Origin of the sequence: Nocardiopsis sp. LDBS0036 (assembly GCF_041228755.1) — a bacterium.
GTDB lineage: Bacteria > Actinomycetota > Actinomycetes > Streptosporangiales > Streptosporangiaceae > Nocardiopsis > Nocardiopsis dassonvillei.
The window spans coordinates 3,768,503-3,785,224 of record NZ_CP141103.1; the positions used below are offsets into that span (position 1 = coordinate 3,768,503).

The 16,722-nt window shown below is 67.7% G+C and carries 17 protein-coding genes; 9 read left to right on the plus strand and 8 right to left on the minus strand.

The features are described 5' to 3' along the window. The first annotated feature begins 209 nt into the window (after positions 1–209). The gene (locus UIS43_RS15910; protein ID WP_358169703.1) at positions 210–1,325 is read left to right on the plus strand and encodes an FAD-dependent monooxygenase; all 1,116 of its coding nucleotides are present in this window, start codon (positions 210–212) and stop codon (positions 1,323–1,325) included. A 62-nt stretch (positions 1,326–1,387) separates the two neighbouring features. Beyond that, complete coding sequence (locus tag UIS43_RS15915; protein ID WP_071622955.1) at positions 1,388–2,851, plus strand: MFS transporter; 1,464 nt, start codon at positions 1,388–1,390, stop codon at positions 2,849–2,851. A 168-nt stretch (positions 2,852–3,019) separates the two neighbouring features. Here UIS43_RS15915 and UIS43_RS15920 read toward each other — a convergent pair whose 3' ends face one another. Continuing rightward, entirely contained in the window at positions 3,020–3,508 is a 489-nt protein-coding gene (locus UIS43_RS15920) for a MarR family winged helix-turn-helix transcriptional regulator (protein WP_370010559.1), read from the minus strand. Between the two features lie 145 nt (positions 3,509–3,653). Between UIS43_RS15920 and UIS43_RS15925 the strand changes: the two genes are divergently transcribed. Next, positions 3,654–4,079: a Rid family hydrolase gene (locus UIS43_RS15925; RefSeq protein ID WP_013155469.1), complete on the plus strand. Its 426-nt coding sequence runs from the start codon at positions 3,654–3,656 to the stop codon at positions 4,077–4,079. 480 nt (positions 4,080–4,559) lie between these two features. Here the strand turns inward: UIS43_RS15925 and UIS43_RS15930 are convergent, their stop codons facing one another. Beyond that, positions 4,560–5,420 (minus strand): enoyl-CoA hydratase/isomerase family protein, encoded by an 861-nt coding sequence (locus tag UIS43_RS15930; RefSeq protein ID WP_013155470.1) that lies wholly within the window; start codon positions 5,418–5,420, stop codon positions 4,560–4,562. 156 nt (positions 5,421–5,576) lie between these two features. Between UIS43_RS15930 and UIS43_RS15935 the strand changes: the two genes are divergently transcribed. Further along, positions 5,577–6,194 (plus strand): TetR family transcriptional regulator, encoded by a 618-nt coding sequence (locus UIS43_RS15935; RefSeq protein ID WP_013155471.1) that lies wholly within the window; start codon positions 5,577–5,579, stop codon positions 6,192–6,194. A gap of 411 nt (positions 6,195–6,605) precedes the next feature. Here UIS43_RS15935 and UIS43_RS15940 read toward each other — a convergent pair whose 3' ends face one another. The 3 genes from UIS43_RS15940 to UIS43_RS15950 all read right to left on the minus strand — a co-directional run bounded on the left by UIS43_RS15940 (position 6,606) and on the right by UIS43_RS15950 (position 9,536). Beyond that, on the minus strand, positions 6,606–7,994 hold the full coding sequence (locus UIS43_RS15940) for a DEAD/DEAH box helicase (protein ID WP_358453699.1): 1,389 nt from the start codon (positions 7,992–7,994) through the stop codon (positions 6,606–6,608). Positions 7,995–8,235: 241 nt separating this feature from the next. Continuing rightward, positions 8,236–8,439: a cold-shock protein gene (locus UIS43_RS15945; protein WP_013155473.1), complete on the minus strand. Its 204-nt coding sequence runs from the start codon at positions 8,437–8,439 to the stop codon at positions 8,236–8,238. Positions 8,440–8,900: 461 nt separating this feature from the next. Then, positions 8,901–9,536, minus strand: a complete 636-nt coding sequence (locus tag UIS43_RS15950; protein ID WP_013155474.1) for a TetR/AcrR family transcriptional regulator — start codon at positions 9,534–9,536, stop codon at positions 8,901–8,903. A gap of 109 nt (positions 9,537–9,645) precedes the next feature. Between UIS43_RS15950 and UIS43_RS15955 the strand changes: the two genes are divergently transcribed. The 5 genes from UIS43_RS15955 to UIS43_RS15975 all read left to right on the plus strand — a co-directional run bounded on the left by UIS43_RS15955 (position 9,646) and on the right by UIS43_RS15975 (position 14,390). Further along, positions 9,646–10,428 (plus strand): SDR family NAD(P)-dependent oxidoreductase, encoded by a 783-nt coding sequence (locus UIS43_RS15955; protein ID WP_013155475.1) that lies wholly within the window; start codon positions 9,646–9,648, stop codon positions 10,426–10,428. 276 nt (positions 10,429–10,704) lie between these two features. Beyond that, positions 10,705–11,139, plus strand: coding sequence for a lasso peptide biosynthesis B2 protein (locus tag UIS43_RS15960; protein ID WP_370010567.1), 435 nt, complete (start codon positions 10,705–10,707; stop codon positions 11,137–11,139). Next, positions 11,136–11,711: a GNAT family N-acetyltransferase gene (locus UIS43_RS15965; protein ID WP_370010570.1), complete on the plus strand. Its 576-nt coding sequence runs from the start codon at positions 11,136–11,138 to the stop codon at positions 11,709–11,711. The genes UIS43_RS15960 and UIS43_RS15965 overlap by 4 nt, the downstream gene beginning before the upstream one ends. Before the next feature lie 667 nt (positions 11,712–12,378). Beyond that, complete coding sequence (locus UIS43_RS15970; RefSeq protein WP_370010573.1) at positions 12,379–13,917, plus strand: pentapeptide repeat-containing protein; 1,539 nt, start codon at positions 12,379–12,381, stop codon at positions 13,915–13,917. A gap of 212 nt (positions 13,918–14,129) precedes the next feature. Then, positions 14,130–14,390, plus strand: coding sequence for a hypothetical protein (locus UIS43_RS15975; RefSeq protein ID WP_370010576.1), 261 nt, complete (start codon positions 14,130–14,132; stop codon positions 14,388–14,390). A 353-nt stretch (positions 14,391–14,743) separates the two neighbouring features. Here the strand turns inward: UIS43_RS15975 and UIS43_RS15980 are convergent, their stop codons facing one another. The 3 genes from UIS43_RS15980 to UIS43_RS15990 form a co-directional block, all read right to left on the minus strand. Continuing rightward, a complete protein-coding gene (locus UIS43_RS15980; RefSeq protein ID WP_370010579.1) occupies positions 14,744–15,361 on the minus strand; it encodes a hypothetical protein in 618 nt (205 codons plus the stop codon). A 309-nt stretch (positions 15,362–15,670) separates the two neighbouring features. After that, on the minus strand, positions 15,671–15,853 hold the full coding sequence (locus UIS43_RS15985) for a DUF397 domain-containing protein (protein WP_370010581.1): 183 nt from the start codon (positions 15,851–15,853) through the stop codon (positions 15,671–15,673). Further along, on the minus strand, positions 15,846–16,673 hold the full coding sequence (locus UIS43_RS15990) for a helix-turn-helix domain-containing protein (RefSeq protein ID WP_370010584.1): 828 nt from the start codon (positions 16,671–16,673) through the stop codon (positions 15,846–15,848). The genes UIS43_RS15985 and UIS43_RS15990 overlap by 8 nt, the downstream gene beginning before the upstream one ends. Between the last annotated feature and the right edge of the window lie 49 nt (positions 16,674–16,722).

Here is a 16,722-nt window from a genome sequence, read left to right on the forward strand (position 1 = left end):
TTCTCTGCTCGGGTGCCGATTGTCGCCAGGCGCGGCATTGCGGTGCAAGCCGACCGTGGGTAGGCTTTCTTAAAGCAACAAATAGTTGCTTTAGTTGCCAGGTACCGCGACCCTTGCGCCGACCGCGCTGCCGCGCCCCCTCCCCTGCTCCGGAGCACCGCCACCCATCCGACCGGCACGTCCGCCCAGACCCACCTGGAGCACATCCCGTGAACATCCTCGTCTCCGGAGCCGGTATCGCCGGCCTCGCCGCCGCGCGTGAACTCGGCACCCGCGGCCACGACGTCACCGTCGTCGAGTACGACCACGGCCTCCGCCTCGCGGGCACACCCATCGACATCCGCGGTGACGCGGTCCGAACCGTGGAGAGGATGGGCCTGCTCGCCGAGATCCGGAAGCGACGGCTGCGGATGACCGAGTCCACCTGGTTCGTCGACGGCGGCGGCGAACCGGTGGGCCGCATCCCCATCGCCCAGATCAGCGACTCCGACGACGACATCGAGATCCTCCGCGAGGACCTCGTGCGCGTCCTCGCCGACGCGCTCCCCGGCACCGCGGCGATCCGTTTCGGCGACTCGATCGCGGAGCTGGCCGACGGCGGCGACGGTGTCGGAGTGCGCTTCGCCTCCGGTCGAACCGGGCGGTACGACCTCGTGCTCGGTGCCGACGGCCAGCACTCCGCGGTACGCAGGCTGGTGTTCGGGCCCGAGGAGGACTACCTCCGCCACCTCGGTGTCTACATCGCGCTCGCCGCCCTGCCCGGCGAGGCCCGGTCCGAGGGCGTCAACTCGATACACAACGTCCCCAGCCGAATGGCGGGCACCTTCTGGTACAAGGACAGGGCCGTCGCGGTCTTCCAGTTCCGCTCGGAACCGCTCGACTACGACCGCCACGACCTGGACGCCCAGAAGAAGATCGTCATCGACGCCTTCGCCGGGCACCGGTCGTGGAGGATCCCGGAGCTGCTCGACGCGGTCCGAGCCGACCCCGGCTTCTTCTTCGACTCCGCGAGCCAGATCCACCTGCCCTCCTGGCACCGCGGCCGCGTCGCCCTCGTCGGCGACGCCGGGTACAGCCCGGCCTTCCTCTCCGGCCGGGGCACCTCACTCGCGCTCACCGGCGCGCACATCCTCGCCGAGGAACTCGACCGGTGCGGCGGCGACCACACCGCCGCGTTCGAGCGGTACGAGGTCCGGCAGCGCCCCTACGTCACCTTCGCCCAGGCCAGCGTCGACCGCGGCCGCGACCGCATACTGCCGACCAGCTGGGCCGCCATCGCCGCCCGCGACGAGGCCCTGCGGGCAGCGGACACCGGCACACGCTGAACCCCGACGCGAGGAGTTCCCGACCCCTGACGCGCCGGAAAGGCGCGCTGGAGAGGATAGATGTGAAGGACACGCCGGAAGAGTCCGCTGCCGACACCCCGGAGCACCGATGGAGCGGGCGACTCGTCCTCTGGGTCGCCGTTCTCATCCTCGCCAACGTCCTGGCCGACGTGGCCATCGCCTCCCCCCTGCTGGTCCTGCCCCAACTGCTGGAGCACTTCGACACCGACCAGGCCGCGTGGCTGAACGCGAGCGCGATGCTGGCCGGGGCCATCTGGTCGCCGCTGCTCGCGAAGAGCTCCGACGTCTTCGGCAAGCGGCGGCTGCTCGTCGTCACGCTGGTGACCGCGTGCGCGGGCGCGCTGGTCTGCCTCGTCGCCCCCAACGTCTGGATCTTCCTGGTGGGGCGCTTCCTCCAGGGGGCAGCCCTGGCCGCGATCTTCATCACGGTCGCCCTCGTACTCCAGATCTGCGCCCCGCGGGTGGCCATGCCCGTGATCGGGCTCGTGACGTCGGGATCGGCGATCGTCGGGATCATCGAACCGTTCGTGATGGTGCCGGTCATCGACCTGTTCGGCTACCGCAGCGTGTTCGTCGTGGCGGCGCTGCTCGCCGCGGCGGCCGCGCTCTGCGTGCGTGCCCTCATCCCGGAGTCGCCGGTCCGCGGCGCCGGCCGGATCGACGTGGGCGGGGCGCTCCTGCTGGGCGGCGGCCTCGGCTCCGTGCTCGCCTACGTCAGCCTCGGCGGAGACGCCGGGTGGCTGTCCGCGGGCATGGTCGTGCTGCTGGCGGCCGGTGTCGCCGCGTTGGCCGGTTGGGCGGTCCTGGCCCTGCGGATCGCCGAACCCATCATCGACATCCGGGCCCTCAGCCGACCGGTCCTGCTGACGCTGCTGGCCCTGGTCCTGGCCGCGGGCTCCTTCCGGAGCATGCTCCAACTGACGAGCATCGTCGCCCAGGTGCCTCCCGAGCTGGGACTCGGCTACGGGTTGGGCGACGGAGGCGCGGTGGCGGTCCTGCTCGCCGCGCCCTCGCTCGGCATCATGGTCGGCGGCACCCTCGCCGGATGGGTCGCGGGGCGGTTCGGCGCCGCACGGCCCCTCCTCGCCGCCATCGCCGTCGGTGCGGCGGCGACCCTCATGATGCTCGTCGGCGTGTCGGTCCTGCCGCTGGCGGTCGCCTGCGGGGCCCTGGTCGGCATGGCCGCCGGCGCGATCTCGACGTCCGGCTACAACCTGGCGACCAGCCTGGCACCGCCGGAACGGCAGGGCACGGTCTCCGGCCTGGTGTCGGTCATGTTCGCCCTCGGCTCGGTCGTCTTCAGCTTCGCCGGAGGCGAACTCCTCAAGGCCACCCAGATCCCCGGGGTCGTGGCCGACGGCGCCCCGGTGAGCACGGCGACCGGCGTGTACCTCTACGTCCTGACGGCCGGGGTGCTCTTCGTCCTCGCCGCGGTGCCCGCGGGCATGGTGGTGCGCGGCGGGCGCGCGGCGCCCGCGCCGGTCACGGCCGGGGCGCCGTCGTAGCGTTCGGGTGCCCTGTCCGGTTCCCGGGCGGCCGGGGACCGGACAGGGCCGGGTGGAGCCGGGCAGGGCCGAGCGGGACCGGGTGGGGGACGTACTCCGGTGCGGGCGGGCCGACTCGCCGCCCCCGCACGGGCCCGACCGTCCCGGGTCGTGGCACGGGAACGGCTGTCAGCCGAGGCCGTCGGGGACGATGCCGAGTTTTTCCGCGATGCGGGCGAGGGCCTTCAGGTCGGTCGTGTTGAGCGGGTCGAGGATGGTGCGGCGCACGGAGCGCAGGTGCGTGGGCGCCGCCGAGCGCACGAGGTCGAGGCCGACGTCGGTGAGTTCGGCGAGGGTGTAGCGGCCGTCGTCCGGGTCGGGTGTCCGCACGACCCAGCCGCGCTGTTCACAGCGTTTGACGACGTTGGACAGACGGGAGAGCGAACCGCTGGCGAGAAAGGCGAGCTCCCCCATCCGCAGCCTGCGCCCCGGGGCCTCGGAGAGGTGGCTGAGCGCGAGGTACTCGAACAGGGTGAGGCCGTTCTCCTGCCGCAGCGGTGACTCCAGCTTGCCGGGCAGCAGCAGGACGAGGGAGACCAGGCCCGTCCACGCCGCCTTCTCCTGTTCGTCGAGCCACCGCGGCTCCTCGTCGTCCCCGTGCCCGTGTGTGCCGCTCATGGGCCCTTCCGTGTCGCTCATGGAGCCGTCCCGCCCTTCCGGCGAATCCCGTCATCACTTGACGCTTGAAGTCATTGCTTGCTACTGTCACTTTACGCTTGAAGTCATCGAAGGGGAAACGCACCCCTGCGGAAGAAGGAGCATCATGAGCACCGTCACCTTCGGCATCGCTCCGGGCTACGGCGAGAAGCTGCACGCGGCCCTCGGCTACAGCGGGGCCGTCCGCGTCGGCGACCGGGTCGAGATCTCAGGCCAGGCCGGAGTGGACGACGACCTGGCCGTCCCCGACTCGCTGGAGGACGAGATCGTCCAGGCCTTCGACAACGTGGAGAGCACGCTCGCCACGGTCGGCGCGACCTGGAAGGACGTCATCCACGTCAACTCGTACCACAAGGTCGCGCCGGGGGACGACGTCATCGGCGACGACCACAACAGGGTCATGGCCGAGCAGTTCCGCCGCCGCCTCGGCGGCCGTGCGCCGATCTGGACCGAGACCGGCGTCACCGTCCTCGGCCTCGCCGCGATGCGCGTGGAGATCCGCGTCACCGCCATCGTCGGCTCCGGGAGCTGAACCACCACTGTTCCGTGGCGGTCTCATCGCAGGTCGGCGAGGCACGGACCGAGTCCGGCATGTACCGGCTCCGGTGGTGACAGCCAGGTGAATGGCCTGGGTGGCGTTCCGGCCGCCCGGGAGGCAGGACCGCGCATCGGTCCCAGAGCGGCTCGGCCGGCCATGATGGGAGCACGGGCACGGGCCTCCTCGGCGATCACGGGGTGCCAGCGGCTCCATGGTCGACGGGACCCGTGCCCGCTCGGCCGCCCGCCTTCCCGACCGCGCCAGTTCGCGCGGCCGACAGCGCTTCCGAACCTACGGCTGCTTACGCCGTCCGCTCCCCTGCCCGCCGTTTCCGGCGCTTCGGCCGGTCGTGTTCCCGACAGTGCCCGGTGAACCGGGGCGGTCGGCCCGACCACTCGGGAACACGCGTGCCGGCAACGGCTGAGGAGCTCCTCTCACGGGGCCTCTGCGCACGGATGGCGAGAGCTTGGGCGCTCAGATGCTGTTGGCGATGCGCTCGTGGTCCCGTTCGCCCTCGCGGGTCTGGATACCAGCGGCGAGCAGCTTGTGGGCGAGCTCGGTGACCTCATCGCCGAACGCGGCGACCAGACCCTCGTTCTCAACGGCGTAGGCCGCACGCGGAATCGGCTGCGCGACCGCGTCGACCGCAGCCTTCGTCATGGGGATCACCTCCGCCCGGAGGCCGGCGATCCGTCGGGCGAGGGTGTCCACGAAGGGATCGAGTTCTGCGGCGGGCAGGGCACGGTTGATCAGGCCGTACCGTTCCGCGAGCTCCGCGCCCACGAGCTCTGCGCCGAGGATGAGCTCCAGCGCGCGGGCCCTTCCCGCCAGCCGCGTCATGTTCACCGTGCCACCGCCTCCGGGGAGGATCCCCATCAAGGACTCCGGCTGGCCCTGACCCGACTCGCCGATCGCCGCGAACCGCATGTCCAGGTACATGAAGAACTCGTTGCCCGCGCCGCGCGCGAAGCCCGCGAGCTTGCCGATAGTGACCTGCGGCAGCGAGCGGACCTCCTCGCTCATCGCCTGGAGGATGTTCAGGCCTTCCGGGACGGTCGAGCCCGGTGCGGCCGCGATCGCGGCGCGGGTGGCTGCGGGCAGCGCGTCGGGGTCGGTGAGGTAGGCCATGTCACCGTGCGCGACGAAGAACTCCGGGTCAGCGCTCTCGAAGACGATGACGCGGACGTCGGCGTCATCCCGCACACGCGCGACGAACGCCCGGAGTGACGACAGGAGGACCGCGTCCATCAGGTTGAGCGGCGGGTGATCGATTTTCACCGTCGCGACCCCGTCCGAGACGTCGATCGTCAGGGCGGGAAGGTCCTTGTAGCTCATGAAGTGGCTCCATGTACGCGTGTAAGGGACGGCCTGCGGCCAGGCCGCCGACCGGGGACCGCGTCGCGAATCCCAGTATCGAGGGTGACACTGGGTGTCAGACTAGAAACCTGGATTCAAAGAAGCAAGCGAGTGTGTCGGAGTACACTCGTCCCCATGAGCGCAGCGCCAAGCGGTACCCGTGAGATCAGCCGCCACGCGGTGCGAGCAGAGCTGGCTCGCGTCGCGTTCAACCGCTTCTGCCTCACCGGCTTCGACCAGGTCACCTTCACCGACCTCTCCGAAGCCGCCGGGGTGTCGCGGAGCACCTTCCTGCGCTACTTCGGCACCAAGGAAGACGTGGTCCTGTTCGTCTTCGACCCTGTCGGTGGCGTCATCGCCGACGCACTCGATGCCGAACGGGCCGACCGGAACGACTGGAGCAGATTGCGCAACGCCCTGGAGTCAGCCGTGAGGTTCCTCGTGCGCGACGTCCAGGAGCTCGTGACGATCCTCGGCCTCATCGAGCGGACCCCGGCCCTGTGCGCGCGCCTCCGCGAGAAGCAGGCTGCATGGCGCCCGGAGATCGTCGCCCGACTGCAGAAGACGACCTCCTCGGCCGACGGGTCGTCGGTCGTCGCCGAAGTGCGCGTGGCGGCGGCGCTCGAGATCCTGTGGATCGTCCTCGGGCAGTGGAGCGCGAGCGAAGGCCGAGAGGACCTCGGCAACCTGCTGGACACCGCGTTCGCCGCCTTCTCGGCCCCGGCACGCCAGCAGACGGACACTCCGTCGTAAAGGGCCGAAGCGGCGGCTTTCCCGGCGGTGCCGAAGCAGCCGAAAGGAGTGATCGGCCCGGCGGCAGTGATCGCGTCGTCGGAGCCCAGCCCAGGCCGCGGGTGCAGGAGACCGCCCCGTGCCCCCCCGTCCCGGAACAGCCGAGCAACCACTGGGCACCTCCTGCGAACGGCGGGGCGCGGGTCGAATCCGCCGGTTCTCAGCACCGCCCGTTTCCGGCTGCCTCAGAATCCGGGAACCCGATTCCGAAGAACGCGGCACACCGGCGGTGACGGCGGGGACGCGGTGCGGCCCACACGACCCCGGGGCAGGGACCAGCCTTTTTCCGGACGTGGGCGGGCATCCGCGACTTGGAGAACCAGCACGACGGGGCCCGGGAGCGTCCTACTCCCGGGCCCCGTCGTGGTCGGGTCAGCGGCGCGGTCGGCGTGCCGCGGCACCACGGTGCCGCCGCTCCCGCGAGCCCCCGGCAGGCACGGCGACCGGTACGCCCGAGGGCTCACGCGCTCCGGTCACCCTGGTCAGCTCCACGTCCTGGGCGTCCACCCGCGCGGTGTGCGCGTCGATCCGGGCCCGGCTCATCAGCCGGGTCATGTCGCGCCGCTGGCTGGGCAGCACGAGCGTGACCACGCTGCCCGTCTCGCCCGCGCGCGCGGTGCGTCCGCCCCGGTGCAGGTAGTCCTTGTGGTCGGTGGGCGGGTCGATGTTGACCACCAGGTCCAGCCCGTCCACGTGGATGCCGCGCGCGGCGACGTTGGTGGCGACCAGCGCGGTCACGGCGCCCCTCTTGAACTGGTCGAGGGTGCGGGTGCGCTGGGGCTGGGACCGCCCGCCGTGCAGCGGCGCGGCGAGGACCCCGTTGGCCAGCAGGTGCTCGGCCATCCGGTCCACGGCGCGCTTGGTGTCCAGGAACATGATCACCCGACCGTCGCGGGCCGCGATCCGGGTCACGACGTCCTGCTTGTCGGCGTGCGACACGTGCATGACGTGGTGCTCCATGGTGGAGACCGCGCCCTCGGACAGGTCGACCGAGTGGACCACCGGGTCGTTCAGGAACCGGCGGACCAGGGTGTCGACGTTGCGGTCCAGGGTGGCCGAGAACAGCATGCGTCGACCGTCGGCCGGAACCTGCTGGAGAATCGCGGTGACCTGCGGCATGAAGCCCATGTCGGTCATCTGGTCGGCCTCGTCCAGGACGGTGACCTCAACCTGGTCCAGAACACAGTCGCCGCGCTCCATCAGGTCGCGCAGGCGGCCCGGGGTGGCCACGACCAGCTCCACGCCCTGACGCAGGGCGCGGGACTGGCGGCTGATGGGCATGCCGCCCACCACGGTCGTCGCGTGCACCCCCACCGACCGCGCGTAGGGCGCCAGTGCGTCGGCCACCTGCTGGGCCAGCTCACGGGTGGGTGCGAGCACCACGGCCAGGGGGCGCCGGGGCTCGGCCTTGCGCCCGTCGAGCTGGGCGAGCAGAGCCAGTCCGAAGGCCAGGGTCTTGCCCGAACCGGTCCGGCTGCGGCCCAGGACGTCGCGTCCGGCCAGGGAGTTCGGCAGGGTGGCCGCCTGGATCTCGGACGGGACCGTCAGCCCCTGCCGGGTCAGGGTCCGCTTCAACGGTGCGGGCATGTCCAGCGCCTCGAAGGACTCCACCGGCGGGAGCGCTGGGGTGATGCTGACCGGGAGGGCGAACTCCCCGGAAGGACCGCCGGACCGGGGGTGTCCGGGCGTGCGGGGGCGCTGACGGCCGTATCCCCGGGAGGGACGACCGCGGCTGGTGTCGGTGCGGTGCGGATAACTCATGTGAGGCCTTTCGCCAGCGGCGCTCGCCGGGCGGGAGGCCTTTCGACCTCGCAGGGGGAAACCGGAGTACGCCGGATAAGTAATGCGGGTTTCCGCGCTCGTCCGGAGGACTCCGGGGCGCGGTGGACGCCGGTGCCGTTCGGGGGGTGACGGCTGGAAAACCGGGCGGAGAAAAAGGAAAAGCGGCAGGGGCCCAGCGCCCTGAGGGCGGGCCCCTGCCGCAGGAGGAGCGTCGGCTCCCCTAGACCAGGGTGATGTTCTCGGCCTGGGGACCCTTGGCCCCCGCCACGGCGTCGAACTGCACGGCCTGGCCCTCGGCCAGCTCGCGGTAGCCCGTGGCCTGGATGTTCGAGTAGTGGGCGAAGACGTCGGGGCCGCCGCCGTCCTGCTCGATGAAGCCGAAGCCCTTTTCGCCGTTGAACCACTTGACCGTACCGGTCGCCATAGGGATACCTCTCGTTCGGAGCATGAAGAAAACCGCGGATGACGATTTTCCCGTCACCGCGGTGATCGCCCGAAGAGATGGAGTCCATCGGGGTTCACGACTGCAACTCCTTAGAACCTATCACACAGGAATCCCCCTGTCCCGGAAAAGCGGTGTGCCGCAGGACACCGAAATGCGTAGTACAGGGGTTAGAGGAAATGTGTTGTGGCCGAAGTATTTTTTCTAGGCCGGGAAAACTCAGATCCTGTTTTCGGGAAATCCCCAGGCCGCCCCGCCCGACCCGGCGCCGGGTGGCCGCCCGTCGGGCACGGGAGTTGGGCACAGGCCACGGCCAGATCCGCCCGTTTTTCCGCGATCACCACCGCGCCCCTCTTCGCCCCCGGCGTTCGTCGCGGTGCCGGTCCGGTCGGAGCAACGTTGCCGACCCGCCGACCGGCCTTCACGCGCCGCGCACGGCTGCTTCAGCCGGTGGTGTTCGCCGCGCCGTATCTGGCCTCCATCATCAGTACGGCCTCGTCCACGACGCGTGCCATCGATGCGTCGTCAGGCGACCAGTCGATGAGCAGCATCCGGGGCCAGAAGACGTAGTTGGAGATCATCCCGAGGAACTGGGTCGCCGCCAGTTCCGTGTCGTCCAGCTTGGCCGTGCCCAGGGCGTTCTCGGCGTCGAGATAGCGGCGCACCGAGTCGAAGTAGGGCATCTTGCCGCGCTCGAAATGGGCTTCGCCCAACTCGGGGAAGCGCGGCAGTTCGGCAATGACGATGCGGAAGAGGGCCGCCATGCCGGGCTGGGCGAGGAGGGTGACGTACCGGCGGCCGATCGCCGTCAGGCCCGCCCGCAGGTCGCCCGTCGGCGGGCGGAGGTCTCCGTCGTCCTCAACCGTCCAGGACTCCGTCACGATCGCGTCGAACAGAGCCGCCTTGGTCGGGAACTGCTTGAACAGAGTCGCCTTCGACACCCCGGCCGCCTCGGCGACCTTGGCCAGTGAGGTGCCGGCGTACCCGGCGTCGAGGAACAGTCGGGTGGCGGCCTTGATGATGGCCGCCCGCTTCTGCTCGGCGACGCGCCGGTGGTAGGGCGAGGGCTCCGTCGTCATGGGCGCCACTCTACGCGAGGCGAGCCACTTGACTCACCACCCGTCATGTACGTAGCTTTGGCGAGGCGAGTCACTCGACTCACCATTGTTTCGCAGGGAGGACCGCGTCATGGGACGCTTCGACAAGCAGACCGTTCTCGTCACCGGCGGCACTGGCGGGCAGGGGGCCAGCCACGTTCGGGCCTACCACGAGGAGGGGGCGAACGTTGTCATCGCCGCGCTCTCCGAAGGGCCTGGCAAGGAGCTCGCCGCCGAACTCGGCGAGCGGGCACTGTTCGTTCGTCTGGACGTCACCGACGAGGACGCCTGGGCGGCGGCGGTCACCGAGACCGAACGCCGGTTCGGTCCGATCGGGATCCTGGTCAACAACGCCGGCGTCCAGAACCCCGCGGTGCCGATCGAGGCCACCGAACGGCGGGTCTGGGACCGCGTACTCGACGTCAACCTCACCGGCACGTTTCTCGGCACCAAGACCGTGACCCCGTCACTGCGCCGCAACGGCGGCGGAGTGATCGTCAACATCGCCTCCACGATGGCCCACGCCGGCACCTCGCTCTACGCGCCGTACGTCGCCAGCAAGTGGGCGTTGCGCGGGCTCACCAGGACCGCCGCGCTGGAGCTGGGTCGAGACGGCATCCGGGTCAACTCCATCCACCCCGGCGTCATCTCCACCCCGTTGGTCAACGAACCGATCGCCGGTCAGCCGCCCATCGCCGACTTCTACTCGCCCGAGCCGTACGCCATCCCCCGAATGGGAACCCCGGCCGACATCACCGCACTCCTCCTCTACCTCACCTCGGCCGACGCCTCGTTCGTCACGGGCTCGGAGTTCGTCGCGGACGGCGGGCTCCTGCTCGGCCCCGCCCTGCAACCCGACACGGCGGCAGCCTGACCGAATCGCCAGCCGCCCCGAACGGCCCCGCTTCCTCACCGACACCACGGCGAGGCGCACACGCCCAGGACGTGGACGAAGAGGTCCGGTTAGGTTCCTGCGGGGCCCGGTGGCATGCGGTTAACAGGGTGCGGACATTGTTCGCGCTCGCGGCGGTGCGCAGCCGGGTGTTCCCCTATTCCAGGGATGGTGGTGCTGTCCGCGAACCCGGTCCCCGGTTCACCGCCCGTCCCGGGGCGGCGTTGGGAGGCGAGCTGGGGTGTGCAGGAACTCCCGATGGGATTCACCGAGTTCCCCAGGGTCGCGTTCTCCCGGATGATCGTCGCTTCTGGAGCGCTGCTCATGGTCCTCACGAACGCGCGGATCGGACCACGTCGCTCTCGCATGAACCGTATGGTCCGCCTCGCGCAGAACGTCTCGAAGTTCGGCCGTCGTCCTGCCACCACGGCCGAAGCCGCCGAAGTCGTCCACGCGGTGCGGCGGCTCGGCCTGTTCTCGCCCGTGCGGGTCGCCTGCTTGGAAGAATCGGTGGCCGCGGCACTGGCCCTGGCCCTCCTCGGACGCGGCGTGCACTGGTGCCACGGCGTGATCGCCGACCCCATTCGTCTGCACGCCTGGATCGAGGCGGAGGGGCGCCCGGTGGCCGAACCCGACAGCACACGGCGGTGCACGACACTGCTGACCATCCCAACAGCGGAGGAGACCACGTGAGCGACCCCCTGATCTGGCTGCGCGGCGACAAAGCCGGAATCGGCCCGCTGCGCGCCGACCTCGTGGAGGAGTACTGGAAGTGGGAGCAGTCGATCCCCACCATCGTCGGCTACAACCGGCAGACCCCGCAGCCGTTGGAGTCCACGCGGGAGATCCTCGTGGAGGGCTACGGTCGCGCCTCGGGTAGGGAACTGCGGTTCACCGTCTACGACCTGACCGGGGAGAGCCCGTGCCCGGTTGGCCTGGCCCAGGTCTACATCGACCAGATGCGGCGCAACGGCGAGTACGTGGTGGCCCTGGGCGAGTCCCGGGGCAGGGGCGTGGGCACCGAGGCCACTCGGCTGGTGCTGGACTACGCCTTCCACGTGACCAACCTGAGGTGCGTGTACCTGACCGTCATCGAGCCCAACGCCGGGGCGATCCGCGCCTACGAGAAGGCGGGGTTCAAGCGGCAGGGGATGCGGCGCAACTCCAACCAGTGGCTGGGCGAGACCGTCAACGAGGTGCTGATGGACGCCATCCCCGAGGAGTTCGAGGGTCCCTCACTCGTCAAGGCCCAGTTCCGGATGTGAACCTCCGGTGCCCGCTGTGCTCGGCGAGCGTATGCGTCCGTGGGGTGCGGGCCGTGACCAGCGGACTTCGGACCGACCGAGGAGATAGGGACCGCTCTGAGTGGGTTCGGGCGGGCTGTCGCTCCGGCGAGTCGGAGGCCGAAGAGCAGCCAGCGGAGCAACCCCACGCCCCGGGAACGAGAAAACCCCAGGGCGAGGACCTCGAAAATAGCCTCTGAACTGGGGTTTTGCGGGTAGGCCCCCAGGGGCTCGAACCCTGAACCCACGGATTAAAAGTCCGCGTGCGTGCGGGCAGAACGTCCCGTTATATAGAGGTTTGTTCCGGCCCGTCCGGTCGGCAGTGTCTCGGTGCGTGCCACCGGAGACCACCGCGTGTCACCCCGTCCCGGAACAGCCGAGCAATCACCGAGCATTTCCTACGGTCAGCAAGGCACGGAACAAATCTGTTGGTGACTCGAGCTGTCCTCACAGCAGACAGCAGCTCAGGTATTTGAGTTCGGTAAGTGAACCTTGTCGGCGGCCAGACAGACGGATCCGGACATGACGCAGCTACCCGTGCAACGTCGCGTTGCGCGGGGGCTTCCGTGATACTGCGATGACCTCAGGCGGGGGCCTACCGCCCAACGGCTTGTAGCAACCCTCCTCGACCCCGTCTAACGTGGCGAGCATGCGTTCACCCACCCCCCGTCAGTGGTCCAGCATCGCCCTCGCCACCACGGCATTGCTCGCGCTCACCGCCACCGCCCGACCCCTGCTCGCCTTCCTGTGGGACTTGCTTCCCCCAGACCTGCCTGTGGAACGAATTCTTCTCGGGGTAAGCCTGGTGGTCGTTCTGACGGTGGCCGTGGTGTCGATTCTCCTGGAGATCCAGAGTCGGACCTCGTTTCACCTGTGGTCGCTGATCTTTGCCGCATGGGCGGTGGCCATTGGAGCGGTGGCAGCGATGGTGCTCCTTATCTGGCTCGTGCTGGGAGCCCCTGGGCTTGATCGGCCCACCGACCTGTCCCCCCGGGCCCTGGACGCCATTGCCACGCGAGCCTTTGCCGTCGTCGCGGGCCTGGGTGGTGTGGCGCTGTTGGTCATCCATTACCGGCGCCAACGCACCAGCGAACAGGGAGAACAGCGCGAGATGGCCAGACTGTTCACTGAAAGCTTTGACGCAGCCAGTGAGAAGTTGGGCAGTGAGCACGCCACCGTGCGTCTGGCAGGAGTGTATGCCCTGGCGCGGTTAGCGGACGAGGCACCCGCGGGCCGGGACGACCTGGTGCAGATGATCATCGATGTGCTGTGCGCCTACCTGCGTATGCCCTACATCCCTGCGCCTGCCCCACTGCCTGAGGGAGCCACCGATGAACAGTCTCTTGAGCATCACGATCATGAGCTAAGGTTCGCCTCCTTCCAGGAAGTGCGCCACACCATCATCCGTGTCATCGGCGACCGTCTGCATGAGGACACCCGCTGGCGCGGACGAAACTACGACTTTACTGGAGTGGTTTTCGACGGTGGAGATTTCAACCGTGCCCACTTCACTACCGGCAAGGTGAGCTTCCGCCGTGCGCATTTCGCCAGCGGCACAGTGAGCTTCTACCAGACACACTTCTCCGGAGCCCGGGTGAGCTTCACGGGGGCAAAATTCACCGGAGCCGAAATCGACTTCACCGAGGCGGATTTCTCCGCAGGCACAGTGTCCTTCCTCAACGCTGAGTTCACACATGGCACGGTAAATTTCCGCCATGCCAGATTTACCGGCGCAGCAGTGGGCTTTCAGGAAGCGAAGGTCCTAGGAGCTGAAGTCAGCTTCTTCGGGGCGCATTTCGCCGATGGCGATTTGCTGTGGGCTGGCGCGAAACTCACCGGAGGTACAATCGCCTTCAACCTCTCGGTCTTCTGCGGGGCCAAGGTGGACTTTACCAGCACCCAGATCACCAGAGGCGAGTTGAACTTCGGATCTGCGCTCTTCAATGAGGGTGTTCTGGACCTTCGGTACACGAGCGTCTCCGGAGGAGTTATCACCTTCTTCTGGGCCAAGTTCTCCGGTACTGACGTGATCTTGCATCCAGCGGAGTTCCTCGGCGGCACAGTGGACTTCCGGGATTCGGAAGGAACGTGCCCTTTCAGTCTTGTTGAGGCGCAGAAGCGAGCCGCACCAGGCATCCTGCTCCTTCCCCAAGCGTGGAGCCCATCTGCGCGGTCATCTGAACGCTGAACTGCGGTTTTCTTGGCGCCAACAGCCAGGGGTTGCCTTTCCGGGAATCTGTAGTAACATACTTAGTATCAGCAAATGAGCATTCAGGGCGCGCCATGCGCCCTATTTTTAGTTCCCGCCCCAGAGGTGGGTTTTTGCTCGCAGAATCAGAGAATTCTTCCAAGAAGGAAGGACTTCGTCATGCCCAGAAACAAGCGAAAAGGAGATTGCGTATGGAAATTCAAAGCAACGACGATGGCCGCGACGCATCGGACCGAACCAGCAGGAAGGGGCGGCGGGAAGTACTGGTGCATTGGACAAAGCTCCTGGCTCCCTCCGCCATCCTCCTCATCAGGTTCGCCCTGCCGGGAGAGCTTCCAGTGATGTTGGAGGAATCAGGGGAAGTGCTGGATATCCTGCTCTCTCTAAGGGTCCTGGTGAAATACTGGCAGGCGAAGCGGACTCCCCGATGGGATACAGGAGAGAAAGGATGACCGAACACTATTTGTGGACCGGTGTTTTTTTCTCACACCTCTAAGGAAATTGTGCCCCGCCTGATCTTCAGGCGGGGCAACCCATGGGCTTGGTTTAATCATTTCTGGGTTTCTCCGATTCCGGCTCGGAACCGGGGTAGGCGCCGTCAAACGTGCCCGACTGCCAGCCTCGTGGACAGCCGTGGTCGTCTTCGACGACAAGGAGCAGGTCCCTCGTCCGGAGCGAAGACGGTCTCAGCACGTGCGGCCGGATCGCTCGTTCGCGCAGCTTAGGCGGGTACTTCCTCGGTGCCGCCATGTCTCTCATCCTTCCCAGGTTTGAGAGTCTCCATCACACCCGGCACGAGACACCCCTACAACGGTGGAATCTGGTTAACGAAATAGCCTATGACGCCACCGATAACACCACCAATAAGTAGCAAAAGAACGTCCTTTCGGTGGCGCTCCCACCACGTAGGTCGCTGAGAGCGGGGAGCGTTGACCAGTACCGTTTTCAGCGACACAGGAAGCCTCCAGGTGCGCACACCAACGGCAAATGAAACGAGAAGCGCGAAAGCAGTCATAATACTGACAGATACAACATCGTCAGAGTTATCAGCACTCCCCCACAGAAACAATATGGACAGAAAGAATGCTCCCCCGCCTAGTAGCAGAGCACTGATAAAACGCCGGACTGCATAACCGGCAGGCAGGGGATGAGAACCGCACACGGTGGCAATTTGCTGCATGGCTCCGCGCGCGGCGTTGTCAGGCTCTTCGACAAGCACGCGGGCTTCGGTGGGTCCGATGAGCAGTTGCAGGGACGTGGTACCACGGCGTCCAGTGATGGTCAGGCGTTGAAGGCGCTCGGGGCCGCCAGCCGCGGCGAAGCGGGCGAAAGCTTCGGGGGCTGTTCCAGTGGTTCCGCGGTCGTCATGGAAGTCAATCTCGACATTGCCGCATTCGTCGCGGATGATGCGGGCAGCCTCCACGAGTTCCTCACGGTAAAGCCAAGCAAGGTGTAGGTGGGTCTCGATACGACGGGGCCGAGAGTGGGAGAGGACGGCCTTCCCCGCTTGGTCCTCTTCTTCAGGCTGGCGTGTGTCCATAGACCGGTGATACCGCATGCCTCATGCGGTGTCTGCCATACCTCAGCCCTGACAGCCGGTAAGCCAACTTACCGGGGCCCAGAACCGGTCGATACCGGGACGGACCACTCCAGATCGCTAGACCAATCCGAGAGCCCGGATTGGTCTACCCCTGGCCTACGGAAACGCGAGTCCATTACCGCTAGAGGGTTGCTATCTGTTCCTGTCCGCCCGGGCAAGGGAGACGAGGAAGGCGCCCCAGGCAGCCGAGGTGAAGACGAGCTGGCCCCGCGAGCGGTTCTGGGTGTCACGCACATCCGCGCCAGTGCTGTGCTCACGGACCTCGACGCACTCGTTGTTGCCGCCGCTGTAGGACGACTTGTGCCACTCAGTCACCGTTGATCCTCTTCATCTCGTTACGGATGGTCCTTAGCGTCTCATCTGGTCCCCAAGCCACACCCTGCAAGGCCGCGAACCACATCCGGTAACGGCCCACCTCGTTGGTCGCGGTGATGATCTGACCCTGGTGTGCCGACTCCACGTAGACCACCTCGGGCTGGTCAGACGAGGTGATGACCCGGAAGGGGCCGTTGTTGCCCGCGTGGCGCGGCTCGTCCACCGGAACCACCAGCAGGTTGACGCGCTCCCTCTCCACCAGGTCCACCACGTATGCGAGCTGTTCGAGCTGCACCTGGGCCGAACCGTAGCGGCGCATGAGCAGGGACTGATCCACCACGAGCCAGATGACCGGAGAGAGCGCCTTGGCCATCTGCTGCGCCCTACGGGCCCTTTGCTGGGCGCGCTCAGCGAGTTCGCTCGCGGACAACCAGGGAGCACCGTAGCGGATCACGGCTCGCGAGTAGGCCTCGGTCTGGAGATACACCGGGAACACCAGCGCCTGGTACTCGTACAGGGCATCGGCCGCGTGGGTGCGCTCGGCGACCTCGTGCAGCCACGCCCGCCGTCCCGAGCCCGTCAGCTCCTCCCACAGCCGCTCCAGGCGTCCACCGCCGTGCAGTGTCTCGTCGAGGGCTCGGCGCAGCCAGGGCTTGGCGACGGCCTTGCCTGTCTCGAGGTCGGAGACGTGGGAGTTGCTGATGGCCGTGCCGCGCTGGCTGATACGGCGCGCGACGGTCTCCTGGGTCAGTTCGGCCTCGTTTCGGAGCCTGCGCAGCTCGCGCCCGAATGCCTTCAAGGTGCGTTCGTCAGGGGTCATGCGCTCATGTGACCACATCACAACATGTGCCGTGGAGGGATTCCAGAAG